The sequence below is a fragment of the Tardiphaga sp. 862_B3_N4_1 genome (assembly GCF_051811085.1).
Lineage (GTDB): Bacteria > Pseudomonadota > Alphaproteobacteria > Rhizobiales > Xanthobacteraceae > Tardiphaga > Tardiphaga robiniae.
Genome location: NZ_JBPWQB010000001.1, coordinates 1,047,891 through 1,064,906, shown reverse-complemented (window position 1 = coordinate 1,064,906; position 17,016 = coordinate 1,047,891). Strand labels below are relative to the sequence as shown.

Here is a 17,016-nt window from a genome sequence, read left to right as displayed (position 1 = left end):
GAGAGCGCCCTACTTCGCTGCATCCTTGGCAGGCGCTGGTGCATCCTTGGCCGCCGGCGCGTCTTTCGCGGCAGCTGGAGCTTCCTTCGCAGCCGGCGCCGGCTTCTTCTGCGCCGCCTGCAGCTCCTCCACCGTTTTCTGCAGGGCAACGACGGTAGCCTTCAGCGCCTCGACCTGACGGTTGGTCGCATCAAGCCGCTGTTGCTGATCAAGCCGCAGCTTCCCCAGCGTCTGCTGGAGGAAATTGACGTTGCTTTGCAGGCAGCTGGTGCGGCGCTCCATGGTCTTTTCGACCGTGCAGATCTCGATTCCCGGCACATCCTGCGCCTGCGCCTTGGCGGCGCCCAAAATGGTCAGCAATGTCATCGCTAGGATTGTTCGGCCGCGCATCATTTTCCCCATCATGTCCGTCATGCCGCCAAGACCAAGCGGTGCTGGCGCCCGGCTGTCAACCAGGTGTGATGGAAACGAAGAAGATGTCCGCCCGTTCCTTGGACCGGAGCACCTCATGGCGACGCGTGAACGACGGCTAGCCGAATTCGATGGCCAGGGTGATCCTGAGCCTGATCAGGCGGTGCAAGTGTTGTGCGAGGACCACAGCGGCACCTATCAACTGCCCTTCCCTTGCGTGTTCACGGATGGCGAATGGCGCAATGCCGAGACGGGCAGCATGGTCGAGGCACGCGTGGTCGGATGGCGGCTGTCACGTACATCGTGATGGCCGTGTGCCTGCTTCAGGGGCGGCGGTGCACTGCGCCGACCGGCGCTTATGCGTATAGATAGCCGACAGGCTTGCCCTCGGTCCGCAGGGGGCGAATGTCCTTCTGTGTAATGATCTTGGCCGCCAGGCCGTCGATTTCATCGCGCTGGGTCGGCGTCCAGCTTCGAAGCTGCTCCATGCCCTTCAGAAGGCCAAGCCGAAGGACTTGCGTATTTTCGCCCATCCCGATGAGACTGGTCGAATTCTTGCCCGCCGTCACGACATCACCGGCGGCAAGTTCGAACGTCTTCCCAGCACTATCCACGAATTCGGCCGTGCCGCGAATGACGCGATAGACGACAACCTCACCTCTCGCGAAAGAAGCGGCATCCACGGCCGGCGCTGAACTCTTCGGCAAGAGCGACTTGCCATGCGGATCGGTTGCGATGATATGACCCGTAACAAGATGACCGCTCGGAGCCTCGATGCCAATATCGCGCACATAGACGGGCGCCGCCGACTTGATGCTGTCATCAACCAGCGGCTTGAAGAGCGCATCCAGTGCCAGCGGGTCCTGAAGCCAGAAGCCTGCATCATCCGGGCGATCATGCAGCGCATGGGTCCAGGCCATACGTGGCGTTTCAGCTTCGTTGATCTGATCCGGACCCACGATTGTCGGGTTCGGGAAGGTCGTCGGATCCGTCACGAAGGCTTCGAGAAACTTGCCGGAGTAGCCCATGGAGAGGGGATCGGGCACCACCGTCTGCGGCGTCTTCAGGTTCTCCTCGGTAGACAATCCCGACCAGGTGTAGAACAGCTGACGATGCACGATCGCGCTTTGCAGCATCACTGCGCCAGGGCCGACATTGTAGAAGCGCCCATCGTAATCGAAGGTGAACATGCCCGACGTAACCAGCACGAGCTGGAAGCCGCCTGGTGGCAGGTGGAGATGGAAATCGGTAGGACCAGTATCTTCGCGATAGATCGGCAGATTGGTCGCGACCTCATGGAGCAGGAAAGTTTCGTTGTTGGCGTGAAAGCCCTCATTGGCGCGGCTATAAAGTGCCTGCGGGCGATAAGTCGCCTCGTATGTCGTGTCCTTGTGCCGATCGATCGCTACGAAATCCCCATGATTCAGGCGGAGAGGATCGCCGTTCGGGTGCTTAAGCCCAGGCCATTTGAGGTCGATCGCAGCATGTACATTCATGGGATCCTCCAACGTGTTTAAAAACACCCGGGGACCGAACTGTGATTGGCGTGCAATCGATCGGCAGCCAACGCAATGCGGCTCGCGAGAAATTGCTGCTATGCGAAAATCGCGCCAGCTGGCGTCAAAGGCGTTTTGATACCAATCGCGCTCGTTAGCAGGTGATCTGGCGGCCAAACCGCGCAAATCCCCGGGCAAGCACTACAAATTCTGGATACAAGTTGAGCACGCCGTGCCCGATCCGTGAGCCGGCGGGGCGTTGCCAAACTATCAATCAGTACTCAACCTCGAGCTCTTCGATATCGGTAGGCTCCTGCCTGGCCGCGGCAATCCATTCCTGCATTTCGGGCAGGTTCATCACCATGCTGGCATAGGCTGATAGCTGCGGATCGAGCTTGACGTCATAGGTCGCGAAGCGCGTCACCACCGGCGCATACATGGCGTCCGCCATGCTGCGGGTGCCGAACAGGAAAGGGCCGCCGGACTTCGACAGACACTCGCGCCAGATCGTGCAGATCCGGTCGATATCGGCTTGTGCCCGCGACCAGATCTTGAAGTTCGGAAAATGCCCTTTGATGTTGACCGGCAGCGATGCCCGCAATGTCGTGAAGCCGGAATGGATTTCGCCCGAAATTGAGCGGCAATGCGCCCGCAGGATGCGGTCCGCCGGCAATAGCTTAGCTTCCGGCATGATCTCGTTGAGATATTCGGCGATTGCCAGTGTATCCCAGACCACCGCCCCTTCATGGCGCAGGCAGGGCACCAGGATCGATGAGGACAGCAACAGGATCTCGGCCTTGGCGGAGGCATCGTCCGGCGCCGTAACGACTTCGTCGAACTCAAGGCCTGAGAATTTTGTCAGCAGCCACCCTCGCAATGACCACGACGAGTAGTTCTTGCTGCTGATGGTGAGTGTTGCGTTGGCCATGACTTATCCCCTTACGCCCGAACCCAGGCAGCCCGTCAGCCCTCGGGGTAACCGGTTCCCGGCTGCCCATTGCTTGTGCTGCTTTAATTTTATTCAGCAAACCACGTGCCAGTTTTCCAGACGAATTGACTCTTCTCTGGCTTCAATATTGCATAGCAACACAGCAGGGATAGCTCCGGATGATGTCAATGATGTATCAGGCCTACCAGAATCACATGGATCTGACAGCACCTTGGCGCACCGGTGCGTCTGCCGCATTGAAGTACCTCAATCTCGTCCCGGCCGGCACCTCCGAGAAACTGTTCGGTCGCCTCGCGGCAGCACTTGAGCTGATCTCGCGCTCCGCCCTCACCTATCATCGGCCCGAATTCGATATCGGCAAGGTGATGGTCGGTAACAGCGAGCATGAGGTGACGGAAGAAGTCACCTTCAAGACGCCATTCGGATCGCTGCTACACTTCAAGAAAGAGAATGCACCGGAGCAGCCCCGCATGCTGCTGGTGGCGCCAATGTCCGGCCACTTCGCGACGCTGCTGCGCGGCACCGTGAAGACGCTGCTGCAGGATCACGATGTCTATATCACAGACTGGCACAACCCGCGTGACATACCGCTCAATCAGGGCAAGTTCGGCCTCGACGAGTATACCGAGCACCTGATCACATTCATGAATGAGCTCGGCCCGCGTTCGCACATGGTCGCGATTTGCCAGCCGTCCGTGTCGGCGCTGGCTGCAGCAGCTATCATGTCGGAAGACAATCACCCCGCCCGCCCGGCAAGCCTGACACTAATGGCGGGCCCGATCGATACGCGCATTCAGCCGACCAAGGTCAACGAGTTCGCCAAGAGCAAGCCGTTGAAGTGGTTCGAAGAGAACATGATCAACTACGTGCCGTTCCAGTGCAAAGGCGCGTTCCGGCAGGTCTATCCCGGCTTCATTCAGTTGACTGCATTCGTCTCGATGAATCTCGAGCGGCACATCAAGTCACATGTCGATCTCGCCAATCATCTCGCCAAGGGCGAGACCGAGAAGGCGGAAGTCATCAAGACGTTCTATGATGAATATTTCGCCGTGATGGATCTGCCAGGAGAGTTCTATATCGACACCATCCGCGATGTGTTCCAAGAGCATCTGTTGCCGCAAGGCAAGCTGACCTACAAGGGCCGGACCGTGAACTGCGCATCGATCAAGCGCATGGGGCTGATGACGGTCGAGGGCGAGAAGGATGATATCTGCTCGATCGGCCAGACTCTAGCAGCCCAGGATCTCTGCACCGGCGTTCGCGCCTATCGCAAAGTCCATCACATGCAGGCCGGTGTCGGCCACTACGGTGTATTCAGCGGACGCCGTTGGAACAACGAGATCTACCCGCTGCTGCGGGATTTTGTTCACGTGAATTCGTGAAACCCTGCGTTGTATACAAATAGTCGGGCGCTTCACCCAAATTGGTGACGCGGATGTCGCAGGAATAACCTACGTCGATACCGGGAATTGTTTCGCCGCTGCTTCAGCAGCATAGCAGCGGTTTCTTATTACCGCTTCGGCGGACCGTGTATTGACGACTGCACGATTTTTCACCGGACATACTTACGCATCAAGGCCGGCCATCGTGCCGGCCTTTTTCGTTGATTTTTCAGGCGTCCCGGTCCGGGATCAATTGAACTCGCGGCTGGCCCAGAAGCCGAACCAGGTCCACCTGCCGCTCGACGCCAGTTTTCAAGAAGACGGATTTCAGCTGGGTCCGCACGGTATTCAGGCTGACGCTCTGCATTTTCGAGATGGCGGTGACTGAGTTGCCATCGATCAAAAGGCTGGTGATCCGCGCTTCAGCCGGCGTCAAATCGAACAAAGCCTGCAGAAGCTCCGGACCCGGGCTGCGCTGCTGGTGGGTGATCGGCGTCAGGAGCAGGATCGACATAGCGCCCGCAAAAACATCGAGACCAGCCAAACGGAGCGGCAGCACATGCGCGATCAAGGGTGGGCTGTGCTCAGTCCCAGAAATTGGAATTGAACGGCCCGTTTTCGACAGAGATAAGGGCTTGCTCAGCGCCTCGATAAACATGGTCTGAGCGACCTGCGAGGCGAACTGCACCTGATCCTGCGCGCCAATGCCGACAATCGTCGTGCTGGAAATGAACCCAGGATTGGCCGCGATAACGCGCCCCTCCTGACTGACAGCACTCGCGGGAAGGCCAATCATCTGAAGTGTTGCAACCGCCGTACGGGCGCGTTCGAAGCCCAGACGACCGGACAACACCGCCGCACGGGCCAGATGAGGCCGGAGGCCATCCAGTTGATCCGCCACAGCGCGTTCAACCGGCCCCTTGGCATAAGCCTTCTCCACCGAAATCACGAGCGTATCACCGGAGGGAGACCGTACCGAGGTACCGGCGCACCAGCCGAGACCCGCCGGCCGGAGAATGTCCCGATAGAAGCTCTCATTGTCGAGTTCTTCCATCGTGAAACGGTCCAGGTCCGTCAGAAACCACGGCTCGTTTTCCGCGATTAGTCTGGCGCTTCGTGGATTCTTGGTCGCATAGGGACTCTTGGTCCAACGATCGATCCGCTCGCGAATTCTCTCAGATGACGTCCACCGCGGAATGCCAGGCGCGGATGCGAAAATCATCGCACCTTCGGCATCTGCCATCTCCGCCAGGCGATCAAACACCTGCGGCCAACGCTCCGGCAAAACTCCCGCTTCATAAATCTCGTCAACGAGCGTTTCAAAATTCACGGACGTATCCAGCAAAACGGTTTCCGGCGGCTCGCGTCTCGGTCATCACGGTGAGAAAGCAGCACCCATCATGCAACACCGCAGACACCAGACAATTCCCGAGACCATTCGGAAATCTGCGACCACGATGCTGATGTGCGCGAAATGCCACTTTCGCCAGCCGCCGTTCAGGAGGCGAATGGTATTCACCGCCTAACTAGACCGGTCCCGCGCTGCTCGCCAGTGTAAAGCGAGAAGTTTTACGCCAGAGGTGCTTTTGCCGGTGGCAACTCCCGCGGCAAAATCAATGCAGCGACGATCACCAGCGCCGACAAGGCGGCAAAGGCGTGCAACATCATGATGAAGCCACCCTGCTCGTACAACCACGCGACAAGCCCGACCGAGGCTCCCGCTGCGGTAAAGCCAACGAAATAACGCACGGCGTAGGCGCGCGACCGCCACTCCTCGCTTGTATACTTGCCGACGATCGCCTCGTTGACGGTGATCTGCCCGAACAGACCAATGATGATTCCAATCGCGACGACAATCAGTGAGATGTTCGACTGCGACGCTGCGAAATACAGGAACGGCGCGAGCACCAGCGACAATGGAACGCTCACCGCCTTCAGCGAGTGCTTATCGATCAGCTTGCCGATGTTGTACTGGGTTGCCGCGCCGAAGACGTAGACGCAGGCGGCAATAATGCCGAGCAATGCCGGGCTGTCCGTCATGTCGGACAGACGCTCGGCAAACAGTTTTGGCAGCGCGACGGTGATGGCGTTGAAGACGGTGGAGATCGCGACCACCGTGACCAACAGTGCAAGGATCACACGCCACATGTCGGACTTCGCGACGCGCGCTTGCGCCGCAGCCTGTTTGAATCCCGAGCGATCTTCATGTGCGACCTCGCGCATGAAGACAACACCAGCTGCAACAGTGACGAGGCCGGGAATGATGAAGGCCCAGCGCCAGCCGAGGAACTGACCAAGTACGCCGGTGATCAGTGCGGAAGATGCCACGCCGAAATTGCCGAACACGCCGTTAATGCCCATCGCGCTGCCGAGCTTGTCGGCATAGGAGACGATCATCGCCGTGCCGACCGGATGATAGATCGACGCGAATAGGCCAACCGAGAACAGCGCCGCACCAAGCTGCAAAGGCGTCTGCACCAGGCCGACAGCCATCATCGACAGACCGATGCCGTAGAAGAAGATCACCATCATGTGGCGACGGCTCCAGCGGTCCCCGAGCCAGCCAGTCACCAGCGAGCCGGCTCCAAACGCCATGAAGCCCGGCGTCGCATAGGGCAGCAACTCGGTATAGGTCATATTCATGGCCGGACCCATCACGAGCACCGCTGCCGCAAAGATCAGCATCGCGTAGTGGTCGATGAAATGGGCGACATTAACGAGGGTGATGACCCGGCTGGGGACGTTCATGAATCGATTCCTTGGCAACCTTGGAATGCCGTTATATGAGCTTGCTCTAACGGGATGTTGCCAATGAATGTCGCAGAACCGCCAATCCTGGACTTATCGGAGCGACGGCGCCCGGCGACGGACGGTGTCCACATCCTGGCGACGCGCTACCCCAAGGGTATCCGGCTGGACACTCATGCCCATCGCGAGGCGCAACTCGTATTCGCCGCTGCGGGCACTATGCAGGTCACGACTCCAAAGGGCCGCTGGCTGGTGCCACCGGATCGCGCGGTCTGGGTGCCGGCCCACCTGCCCCACGCCATCGACGTTCTGGCCGACATCGAGATGCGCTCGCTGTATTTCAACGTCGATTGGCTGGCGCGGGATCGACGCAATGGCGATCTCGCAGCGGAGTTCGTGGTTCGCGTGTCGCGCCTGTTGCACGAGTCGATCCTGGCGCTGTTCGATGGGCGCGATGACGTCGCACGGAATCGGTTGTTGATCGAGATTGCCATGCTCGAACTGCATCAGGCAGGCGATCCCGCGACGTTCATGCCGCTGCCGCAAGAGCCGCGCTGCCGACGTGCGGCGGAGATGGTGCTGACCGATCCGACGCAGACTTACGAGATCGAAACATTGGCGCGCACCGTCGGCACGTCTGCACGTACACTATCGCGGCTTTTTTCGGCAGAGACGCAATTGAGCTTCAAGAGCTGGTGTCAACGCGCCCGGATCGCAGAGGCGATCGAACGACTATCGATGAACCGCAACGTGTCGGTGAAGCAGCTCGCTGCCGATCTCGGCTATGCCAGCTTCTCGGCGTTTTCGCACGCGTTCCGGCAAGTGACGGGCAAGAGCCCGACAGAGTTTATCGAGGCGAAGTAGCGCCGCTTAGCGCGGCACCACCGCAGTCGCTTCGATCTCGACGCGCGCAGCGAGTTCAACCAGACGCACGACCTGCACCAGCGCCATTGCCGGATAGTGTGCACCGAAGATCTCGCGATAGGCCTGACCGAGCGCTTTGAGATTGCCGAGATATTCTTCCATATCGACGACATACCAGGTCAGCCGCACGAGATGCTCGGGCTTCGCGCCACCTTCCGCGAGGATGTCGGAAATGTTCTGCAGTGCCTGACGCACCTGCGATACAAAATCCGGCTTCAGCTTCTCCTCGGCGTCCCAGCCAATTACACCACCGGTCACGACGATGCGGCCATCTGCCGTCATGCCGTTGGCATAGCCTTTGGGCTTCGGCCAGCCACTCGGCTGCAATGCGCGCGAAACGGATGCTGCAACATCGCCCTTTGCGTTTGGCACCACGGTCAATGTCGGGCCCTTTGGTGCATTCACCGGGCAATCCTCCCTGAAAGAAACGTCTTCAAACTTATGCGGCAACGGTCGGTGACGCGCCCGCCGCAGCCTGCTGGCGAAGCGCAAAGCGCTTCAGCTTGCCGGTCTCGGTCTTGGGCAGTTGCGTCACGAATTCGATGGCGCGCGGATATTTGTAAGGCGCGATCTCGCGCTTCACGTGGTTCTGCAACTCGGTCGCCAGCGCGTCGCTCCCTGCCTGACCGGGAGCGAGAACGACATAAGCCTTTACGATCATACCGCGATCGGCATCGGGGCAACCGACAACGCCGCAATCGACCACGGCTTCATGGGTGAGCAACGCAGCTTCCACGTCGGGGCCGGCAATATTGTAACCCGCCGACACGATCATGTCGTCAGAACGTGACTGGTACCAGAAGTAACCATCCTCATCCATCAGGAAGGTATCGCCGGTGATATTCCAGCCGTTCTGCACGAACTTCAGTTGACGCGGATCGGCGAGATATTTGCAACCCGTTGGGCCCTTGACGGCGAGACGGCCTAGCGTGCCCGGCGCCACTTCGTTGCCTTCGTCGTCAATGATCCTGGCCACATAGCCCGGCACCGGCTTGCCGGTCGAGCCCGGGCGGATTTCTTCCTCAATGGCGCAGATGAAGATGTGCAGCATTTCGGTGCCGCCGATGCCATCCATCAGCTTGATGCCGGTCGCCTTCAGCCATGCATCATAGGTGCCCTTCGGCAACGTTTCGCCTGCCGACACGCATTTGCGGAGCGTCGAAAGATCGTACTGATCAATCTTGCCGAGGATCGCGCGATAGGCGGTCGGCGCGGTGAAGCAGACCGTGACCTTGTGCTTGGCAACAGCCAGAGGCAGCTCGTCCGGGCCGGCCTTCTCGAGCACCACGAAGGACGCACCGATATGCAGCGGAAACAGCACGCCGCCGAAGCCGAACGTGAAGGCCAGCGGCGCCGAACCGATGAAGCGATCTTCCGGACTGGCGCGCAGCACATTGCGTGCGAATCCGTCGCACACCGCGAGCATGTCGCGGTGGAAATGCATGGTGCCCTTCGGGTCGCCCGTTGTGCCCGACGTGAAGGCGATGAGGCAGATATCATCCGAGGCCGTATCGACGGCGGTGAATTCCGGGCTGGCCTCGGCGATCATCTTGTCGAGTTCGGCTTCACCGGCCCCCCAATAGACGACGCGCTTGAGTTCAGGCGAAACCGCCTTGGCCTTCTCCATCTCGTCGGACAGCTTGCTGTCGCAGAGCGCCAGCGAGATCTTCGCCTTCTGCAGTGGATAGGACAGTTCCTTGGCGCGCAGCAGCGGCATGGTCGACACGCAAACGCCGCCGGCCTTGATGATGGCGAGATAGGTCGCAACCATCATCGGATTATTGGCCGACCGCAGCAGCACACGGCCACCGGTAACAAGACCGAGCTTGTTGACCAGCACGTTGCAGATCTTGTTCACGAGCTCATAGAGTTCGCGATAGGTATAGCTCTCGTTCAGCCCGATCATGCACGGCGCATCGCCGCGCCCTTCAGCAACCCAGCGATCGAGAAACGGCACCACGCAATTGATGCGCGGTGGATAGTGAAATTCTGGCCGGGTGAAAAGAAACTCCGGTAGCTGTTCCGGCGGGGGCATATTGTCCCGCGCAAACGTATCAACATGCGCCGTATAAGGCTTTGTCAGCTGAGTATCAGCGGCCATTGCAATGCTCCCGTCACGTCAGATGCCCGGCAACGTCATCCAAATATCATTTTAGACTTAAAACAGTTTTCCGCAACTGCGGAGTCTTGCGGCACGCCGAAATTTTCGGCTGACAACGTCGATTTGCGCGGATTGTTTAGGCAAGTCAGCCTAAAGCGTGGCCAGCGCCTTCAGCCGCAGCACCATGGCGGACTGCGGATCGGCCAGTGGCGCGACGGCGGTAAAATGATTTGCGCCGGGAAGCGCCTCGAAGCGCGCGGGAATATGGACACCCCAGGCGTCGACGATGCTTTGGCTCTGCCGCAAATATTCGACACCCTCGTCGCCACCAACCACGGCATCGAGAGATCCGTGCGAAGGCGCCGGCCAGAACAACGGACTGACCTCACGGGCGCCGGCATCATTCAAATGCAATGCATTGTTGATGGACGTCGGCACCAGCGGCGCCAGATCGAACAGCCCAGAGATCGCATAGGCGCCGACAATCAGGTCCTGCGGCAGCGCGGAATCGAGCGCGCGCCAATCCGTCGCCAGCATGCAGGCCGCGAGATGACCGCCCGCCGAATGGCCCGACACGACGAGCCGCCTGCCGAGCTTCGCCAGCTCTCGGGTCGCCGCACGCATCTGCGCGATGATATCACCGACCGAGACGTTCGGACACAAATCGTAGCTGGGGATCACCACGCTGATGCCATGGCTGTTCAGCCCACGCGCCAGATGGCTGAAGAACGAGGCATCCAGCGCCTGCCAGTAGCCACCGTGAATGAAGACGACAATCGGACCTTTGTCGCCGGCGGGAAAGTAGTCGATCCTGTGCCGTGCGCCCGAGCCATATGGAATGGCCCGCATCGGCACGCCGCTGTCGCGATAGGCTTTGGCGTCCTGTGCCCAGCCGGCGATCAGCGCAGAGCTTTCCGGCACTTTTGCGCGGTTATTGTATTCGGCTTCGAGATCGATCACTGCACTCACCGCGTCGCGTTTACGGCGCCTTGCCGTTCGCTGCCTTTTGCGCCGCCTTCTGCGCGGAAGCCTTGGTCTTGGCCAGCAGCCGCATCAGTTCGCGAACATCCTTCGGCGCCAAATCCGTGAAGATTTCGGCGATCCAGGTCTCGTGCTCTTCGGCCATCTTGCGAAACTCGGCGCGACCGAGTTTGGTGAGCCGGATCACTTGCACCCGGCGATCGGTGTCAGAGGTACGGCGATCGACATGGCCGGATTCCACGAGGCGCTCGACCAGACCGGTGACATTGCCGTTCGACACCATCATCCGTTTCGAGACATCCGACAGGGTCATACCGTCCGGCACCTTGTCGAGCTGGGCCATCAGATCGAAGCGCGGGAGCGTGACATCGAAGCGTTCGCGCAAGCGGCTGCGGACTTCACCCTCGATCAACGTCGTACAAGTCAGGAGCCGCAGCCACAGGCGCAGCTCATCGCCGTGATCATCGGGAAGTTCGACGGCCTTGGTCTCGGAATCGAGAATCATGATGCAATCTTACCTGCTTGAAGCTCCTGCGGCGGCCGAGAGACCGGCAATCCACAATCTCGTACCGCCCCATACCGATCCTTTGACCTTCAAGGAATTTCCGTCCGACCGCAAGCCAAAACGCCGCAGCCTTGACCGCCGTCGATTTTGAATATTTCTTTAAGGTTCAAATAAATTGGCCTACGGTTTGCATAGGGTATTCGGCTGATTTCTGACGCCTGGAAGTCATTTACATTGCTTGCGGCTGCGCCCGTCGTGAGCATAATCTAGGCAAAAGAACAGAATTCTGGGTTGGCACGTTTTTCGGCTGCCTGTCGCGGCCGAGTGGAGGAGAAGTTAATGAAGCAGTCTCTCAAATTGGCCGGTTTGGCCGCCCTGATGATGAGCGTTTCGGCCATCCCGGCCATGGCTCAGGAAAAGATCAAGGTCGGCGTGATCGTGTCGCTGTCGGGTGCCGGTGCCGTGCTCGGACAGCAGGCCCGCGACGGCTTCAACCTCGCTGTCAAGGATCTCGGCGGGAAGATGGGCGGCAAGGACGTCGAAGTCATCGTTGTTGATGACGAACTCAAGCCGGACGTCGCCGTCACCAAGGTCAAGGGTCTGCTGGAGCGCGACAAGGTCGACTTCGTGGTCGGTCCGATCTTCTCCAACATCCTGGGCGCGATCCATAAGCCGGTGACCGAGAACAAGACCTTCCTGATCTCTCCGAATGCCGGCCCGTCGAGCTACGCGGGCAAGGAGTGCAATCCGTACTTCTATGTGACGTCGTATCAGAACGACCAGATCCACCAGATCCTCGGTAATGTCGCCCAGAAGCGCGGCTACAAGAAGATCTATCTGATGACCCCGAACTATCAGGCCGGCAAGGATTTCGTCGCCGGCGTGAAGATGGACTTCAAGGGCGAGATCCTTGAGGAATCCTTCATCCCGCTCGGCACACTCGACTTCCAGGCCGAACTCTCCAAGATCGCTTCGATGAAGCCTGATGCCGTGCTCACCTTCATGCCGGGCGGCATGGGCGTGAACCTCGTCAAGCAGTACAAGCAGGCCGGCCTGCTCGACCGCATTCCGTTCCTGTCGACCTTCACCGTCGATGAATCGACGCTGCCGGCTCAGCAGGACGCGGCGATCGGCATGTTCGGTGGCTCGAACTGGGCACCGACCCTCGACACTCCGCAGAACAAGAAGTTCGTGGCAGAATACGAGAAAGCTTATAACAGCGTGCCGGCGACCTACGCCTTCCAGTCCTACGACGCGGCCATGCTGATCAACAGCGCCGTCGTTGCCGTGAAGGGCGACCTCTCGGACAAGGCCAAGGTGGCTGCAGCCATGAAGAAGGCCGACTTCCCGTCGATCCGCGGCGGCTTCAAGTTCAGCAACAACGGTTACCCCGTTCAGGACTTCTTCCTGACCAAGGTTGCCAAGCGCGCTGACGGCAAGTTCCAGACCGAGATCGTCGAGAAGGTGTTCTCGAACTACAGCGATCGCTACGCCAAGGACTGCGCTGCGCAGTAATCGCCCTGGCGATCACTCATCACCGGGCCGTTGCCGCGAAGGCGGGACGGCCCGGTGCTTTATCGGCCCGTGTTTATCTCAGTATAGAAACCAAGTTATCTGATGACCCTCACGCTTGCCCTCGTCCAGATCCTGAACGGCTTGCAGTTCGGATTGATCCTGTTCCTGATCGCCGCCGGCCTCACGCTGGTGTTTGGCGTCATGGACTTCATCAATCTTGCACATGGCGTGCAATACATGGTCGGCGCCTATCTTGTCGCCGCCTTCACCGCCATGACCGGAAGTTTCGTCGCCGGCCTCGCACTGGCGCTACCAGCAGCCCTGATTTTCGGGCTCCTGCTGGAGGTCCTGATCTTTCGACATTTATATGATCGCGACCATCTCGATCAGGTGCTCGCGACCTTTGGCGTCATCATCTTCCTCAATCAGGCCGTCAAATACATCTGGGGCGCTGCGCCGCTAAATGTTGCAATTCCTGACGCGCTGTCGGGCGCGGTCGAGATCACGGACGGCATGCTCTATCCGGTCTGGCGTCTCGTCATCATCGCCGTCGGTCTTGCTGTCGGCCTCGCGCTCTATCTCGTCGTCAACAAGACCAAGCTTGGCATGCTCGTGCGTGCCGGCGCCAGCAACGCTGCCATGGTCTCCGCGCTGGGCGTCAACATCCGCCTGCTGTTCACCATCGTGTTCGGCGTCGGCGCCATGCTCGCGGGCTTCGCCGGCGCCATGGTTGCACCGATCCTCTCGGTAGAGCCCGGCATGGGCGACAATGTGCTCATTCTTGCTTTCGTGGTGATCGTCATCGGCGGCATCGGCTCGATCCGCGGTGCCTTCATCGCGGCGCTGCTGATAGGTCTCGTCGATACGCTCGGACGTTTCTTCGCGCCCACGCTGCTCAAGCTGCTGCTCGATCCCTCGGCGGCCAGCCAGACCGGCCGCGCCATTGCGCCGATGCTGATCTATATCCTGATGGCTGCGGTGCTGTTCTTCCGGCCATCCGGCCTGTTCCCGTCCAAGCAGTAACGGGAGCAGACCATGAACAATCTCGTCGACCTCGACACCCCCGCTTCGCCTGCCCTCGCAACGCCGCTGCGTACTAGCCGCGCCTATGTGCTGCCGCTGATCGTTTTCGCGATCTTCGCCCTGGTGCCGCTCTCGGTGCTGTGGGGATCGCAGAGCTTCATCCTGGCGTTGGTCACGCGCATCATGATCCTGGCGCTCGCCGCCATGTCGCTCGATCTGCTGATCGGCTACGGCGCGATGATCTCGTTCGGCCATGCCGCCTATGTCGGTCTCGGCGCCTACAGCGTCGCGATCCTTTCCAGCCACGGCATCACCGACGGCTTCATCCAGCTTGCGGTGGCGCTTGGTGTCTCGCTCATCTTCGCTCTCTTCACAGGCGCGATCTCGCTGCGGACCAAGGGCGTCTATTTCATCATGATCACGCTGGCTTTCGGCCAGATGCTGTTCTTCCTCGGCACTTCGCTGGCTGCCTATGGCGGTGACGACGGGCTAACACTGGCCTCGCGCAGCATGTTCTTCGGCTCGAAGTTCCTGAAGAACGATGTGGCGATGTATTACGTCGCCTTCGGCGTGCTGCTCGGCGCTTATCTGCTGCTCCGCGCCATCGTCGCGTCACGCTTCGGTCGGGTGCTACGCGGCATTCGCGAGAATCCCGTGCGCATGGAGGCGATCGGCTTTGCGCCGTATCGCTATCAGCTCACGGCCTATGTCATTGCCGGCATGATTGCTGGCGTGTCGGGCTTTTTGCTGGCCAACCAGACCGAGTTCGTCAGCCCGGCCTATACGGCCTGGCAGCGCTCTGGCGACTTGATCTTCGTACTCGTGCTCGGCGGTCTCGGCTCACTGCATGGCGCGATCATCGGCGCAGCCGTGTTCAGCCTGCTCGCAGATATCCTGTCGCATTACACGGAGAACTGGGCACTGATCTTCGGACCCATCCTCATTCTCGTCGTGCTCTATGCCCGCGGCGGCATCACCGGACTGTTCGGGAGCAAGTCATGAGCAGCGCTCCGCTTCAGCTGCAGAACATCTGCAAGAACTACGGCGCCCTGCGCGTCACCGACGATGTGTCGCTGAACATCGAAGCCGGCGAGTTGCACGCCATCATCGGCCCCAACGGTGCCGGCAAGACCACGCTGATCCACCAGATCTCCGGTCATGCACAATCAGACTCCGGCCGTATCATCTTCGATGGACAGGACGTTTCGCGTTTGCCGATGGCGGAGCGCGCGCGGATGGGCCTGGTGCGCTCGTTCCAGATCACCTCGATCCTGCCACGCTTCTCGGCGCTAGAGAATGTCGCCATCGCCGTGCAGGCGCGCAGCGGCTCGAGCTTCAGTTTCTTCGGCAATGCATCCAAGGAGCCGGCGCTGAACGACACCGCCATGACCCTGCTGTCGCGCTTCGGCCTCGCCGCTCGCGCAGGCGTGCCGGCTGGGCAGATGTCGCATGGCGAGAAACGCCAGCTCGAAATCGCCATTGCGCTGGCTGCAAAGCCGAAGCTGCTGCTGCTCGACGAACCGCTCGCCGGCACCAGCCACGATGAATCGCAGCGACTGATCAACACGTTGCAGGAGCTGCGCAAGGAGCTTCCCATCGTGCTGATCGAACACGATATGGACGCCGTCTTCGCGCTGGCTGACCGGGTCTCGGTCCTGGTTTATGGCCGCATCATCGCGTCCGGTTCACCGCAGAGCATTCGCGACAATGCGGAAGTCCGCGCTGCCTATCTCGGCGAGGAGGCCGCCTGATGCTCTCAGTCTCAAATCTTCAGGCTGCTTACGGCGCGGCCAAGGTGCTGTTCGATATCTCGCTCACCATCAATGCCGGTGAAGTCGTTACCCTGCTCGGCCGCAACGGCATGGGCAAGACCACCACCATCAACGCCATCATGGGCCTGATTCATCCAACCGGTGGCACCGTCACCTTCGACGACAAGCCGATGGCCGGCTTGCCGTCCTATCGTATCGCCCAGGCCGGCATCGGTCTCGTGCCCGAGGGCCGCCAGATCTTCCCGACGCTCACCGTGGAAGAAAACCTGGTTGCCACCGCCGCCGTGCGGCATCCGCCGGCGCGCTGGACGCTGGACAAGATCTACGAGCTCTTTCCACGCCTCAAGGAGCGCCGCAGCAATCTCGGCACGCAATTGTCGGGCGGCGAGCAGCAGATGCTAGCGGTCGGGCGCGCGCTGATGACCAATCCGAAGCTGCTCATTCTCGATGAAGCCACCGAAGGCCTCGCCCCGCTCATCCGCCTTGAGATCTGGAATTGCCTGAAGAAGCTCAAGGCCGAGCGTCAGTCCATTCTGGTCATCGACAAGAATGTCGATGCGCTCGCCGGCTTCGCCGATCGTCATGTAGTGATCGAAAAGGGCCGCGTCGTGTGGACCGGCACATCCGAGCAACTGAAGAGCGACTCCACCGTGAAGGACCGTTTCCTCCACGTTTGATCAACTGTTTTCGAGTACCACCCGACGCGTCGTAATGCGTGACCCAAGGAAGGACCAACCATGAAAACCGAGATCGCCGGCATCACCCGCGCCAATGAAGGCATGCAGGGCATCACCTGGAACATCCTCGGCCAGACATATGTGCCCAAGAACTGCACCGAGGATTCGTTCTCGTGGCACGCCACCTTCCCGCCCGGCACCTTCGTGCCGCCGCACATCCATCCCGACCAGGATGAGTATCTCTACATCCTCGAAGGCAAGCTCGACTTCTTCCTCGGCGGCTCCGAAACTTCGGCCACGCCGGGCGATCTGGTGCGGCTGCAGCGCGGCATTCCGCACGGCATCTTCAACAAGTCCGATCAGAACGCCAAAGTGCTGTTCTGGGTTTCGCCGAGCCGCCGGCTCTATGACCTGTTCTGGGCGATCCACAACATGAAAGAACAGAAGCCCGAGGACGTGGTGGCGCTCGCCGCCGAATACAACATCCACTTCCTGCCGCCGCCTCCCGGCGCGTAAGGCGCGGCGCTTTTAG

19 protein-coding genes are annotated in these 17,016 nt (G+C 60.0%); 10 read left to right on the top strand and 9 right to left on the bottom strand.

From position 1 onward, the window contains the following. Window positions 1-9: 9 nt before the first annotated feature. Window positions 10-390 (bottom strand): hypothetical protein, encoded by a 381-nt coding sequence (locus tag AB8B02_RS04975; RefSeq protein ID WP_374725678.1) that lies wholly within the window; start codon window positions 388-390, stop codon window positions 10-12. Between the two features lie 118 nt (window positions 391-508). On the opposite strand from AB8B02_RS04975, the gene AB8B02_RS04970 reads away from it, so the two are divergent. Then, entirely contained in the window at window positions 509-718 is a 210-nt protein-coding gene (locus AB8B02_RS04970; RefSeq protein ID WP_309946718.1) for a hypothetical protein, read from the top strand. A gap of 49 nt (window positions 719-767) precedes the next feature. Here AB8B02_RS04970 and AB8B02_RS04965 read toward each other — a convergent pair whose 3' ends face one another. Next, window positions 768-1,907, bottom strand: coding sequence for a hypothetical protein (locus AB8B02_RS04965; protein WP_439064594.1), 1,140 nt, complete (start codon window positions 1,905-1,907; stop codon window positions 768-770). A gap of 274 nt (window positions 1,908-2,181) precedes the next feature. Next, window positions 2,182-2,835: a glutathione S-transferase family protein gene (locus AB8B02_RS04960; protein ID WP_439063301.1), complete on the bottom strand. Its 654-nt coding sequence runs from the start codon at window positions 2,833-2,835 to the stop codon at window positions 2,182-2,184. Between the two features lie 179 nt (window positions 2,836-3,014). Between AB8B02_RS04960 and AB8B02_RS04955 the strand changes: the two genes are divergently transcribed. Beyond that, on the top strand, window positions 3,015-4,238 hold the full coding sequence (locus AB8B02_RS04955; protein WP_439063300.1) for a polyhydroxyalkanoate depolymerase: 1,224 nt from the start codon (window positions 3,015-3,017) through the stop codon (window positions 4,236-4,238). A 229-nt stretch (window positions 4,239-4,467) separates the two neighbouring features. On the opposite strand, the gene AB8B02_RS04950 is transcribed toward AB8B02_RS04955, so the two are convergent. Both AB8B02_RS04950 and AB8B02_RS04945 read right to left on the bottom strand, forming a co-directional pair. Further along, window positions 4,468-5,568, bottom strand: coding sequence for a helix-turn-helix transcriptional regulator (locus AB8B02_RS04950; protein WP_141137173.1), 1,101 nt, complete (start codon window positions 5,566-5,568; stop codon window positions 4,468-4,470). A 239-nt stretch (window positions 5,569-5,807) separates the two neighbouring features. Then, on the bottom strand, window positions 5,808-6,986 hold the full coding sequence (locus tag AB8B02_RS04945; protein ID WP_089267410.1) for an MFS transporter: 1,179 nt from the start codon (window positions 6,984-6,986) through the stop codon (window positions 5,808-5,810). A gap of 63 nt (window positions 6,987-7,049) precedes the next feature. Between AB8B02_RS04945 and AB8B02_RS04940 the strand changes: the two genes are divergently transcribed. Further along, window positions 7,050-7,850: an AraC family transcriptional regulator gene (locus AB8B02_RS04940; RefSeq protein WP_244528438.1), complete on the top strand. Its 801-nt coding sequence runs from the start codon at window positions 7,050-7,052 to the stop codon at window positions 7,848-7,850. A gap of 6 nt (window positions 7,851-7,856) precedes the next feature. Here the strand turns inward: AB8B02_RS04940 and AB8B02_RS04935 are convergent, their stop codons facing one another. The 4 genes from AB8B02_RS04935 to AB8B02_RS04920 form a co-directional block, all read right to left on the bottom strand. Beyond that, window positions 7,857-8,315: a RidA family protein gene (locus tag AB8B02_RS04935; RefSeq protein WP_089267412.1), complete on the bottom strand. Its 459-nt coding sequence runs from the start codon at window positions 8,313-8,315 to the stop codon at window positions 7,857-7,859. Between the two features lie 34 nt (window positions 8,316-8,349). Further along, window positions 8,350-10,017, bottom strand: a complete 1,668-nt coding sequence (locus AB8B02_RS04930) for an AMP-binding protein (protein WP_439064593.1) — start codon at window positions 10,015-10,017, stop codon at window positions 8,350-8,352. Between the two features lie 144 nt (window positions 10,018-10,161). Continuing rightward, window positions 10,162-10,980, bottom strand: a complete 819-nt coding sequence (locus AB8B02_RS04925; RefSeq protein ID WP_439063299.1) for an alpha/beta hydrolase — start codon at window positions 10,978-10,980, stop codon at window positions 10,162-10,164. Window positions 10,981-10,990: 10 nt separating this feature from the next. Beyond that, entirely contained in the window at window positions 10,991-11,497 is a 507-nt protein-coding gene (locus tag AB8B02_RS04920) for a MarR family winged helix-turn-helix transcriptional regulator (RefSeq protein ID WP_184514565.1), read from the bottom strand. Between AB8B02_RS04920 and AB8B02_RS04915 the strand changes: the two genes are divergently transcribed. The 7 genes from AB8B02_RS04915 (at window position 11,496) to AB8B02_RS04885 (ending at window position 17,000) form a co-directional block, all read left to right on the top strand. Next, entirely contained in the window at window positions 11,496-11,648 is a 153-nt protein-coding gene (locus AB8B02_RS04915) for a hypothetical protein (protein WP_439063298.1), read from the top strand. The two genes, AB8B02_RS04920 and AB8B02_RS04915, sit on opposite strands and share 2 nt — an antisense overlap. Window positions 11,649-11,836: 188 nt before the next feature. Then, entirely contained in the window at window positions 11,837-13,012 is a 1,176-nt protein-coding gene (locus tag AB8B02_RS04910) for an ABC transporter substrate-binding protein (RefSeq protein ID WP_439063297.1), read from the top strand. 102 nt (window positions 13,013-13,114) lie between these two features. Further along, complete coding sequence (locus tag AB8B02_RS04905) at window positions 13,115-14,035, top strand: branched-chain amino acid ABC transporter permease (protein WP_089267415.1); 921 nt, start codon at window positions 13,115-13,117, stop codon at window positions 14,033-14,035. A gap of 12 nt (window positions 14,036-14,047) precedes the next feature. After that, window positions 14,048-15,037, top strand: coding sequence for a branched-chain amino acid ABC transporter permease (locus AB8B02_RS04900; RefSeq protein ID WP_184514561.1), 990 nt, complete (start codon window positions 14,048-14,050; stop codon window positions 15,035-15,037). Continuing rightward, window positions 15,034-15,786, top strand: a complete 753-nt coding sequence (locus AB8B02_RS04895; protein WP_439063296.1) for an ABC transporter ATP-binding protein — start codon at window positions 15,034-15,036, stop codon at window positions 15,784-15,786. The genes AB8B02_RS04900 and AB8B02_RS04895 overlap by 4 nt, the downstream gene beginning before the upstream one ends. Beyond that, entirely contained in the window at window positions 15,786-16,484 is a 699-nt protein-coding gene (locus AB8B02_RS04890; RefSeq protein WP_089267418.1) for an ABC transporter ATP-binding protein, read from the top strand. Before AB8B02_RS04895 ends, AB8B02_RS04890 begins: the two co-directional genes overlap by 1 nt. Before the next feature lie 60 nt (window positions 16,485-16,544). Further along, the gene (locus tag AB8B02_RS04885) at window positions 16,545-17,000 is read left to right on the top strand and encodes a cupin domain-containing protein (RefSeq protein WP_089267419.1); all 456 of its coding nucleotides are present in this window, start codon (window positions 16,545-16,547) and stop codon (window positions 16,998-17,000) included. Window positions 17,001-17,016 lie beyond the last annotated feature (16 nt).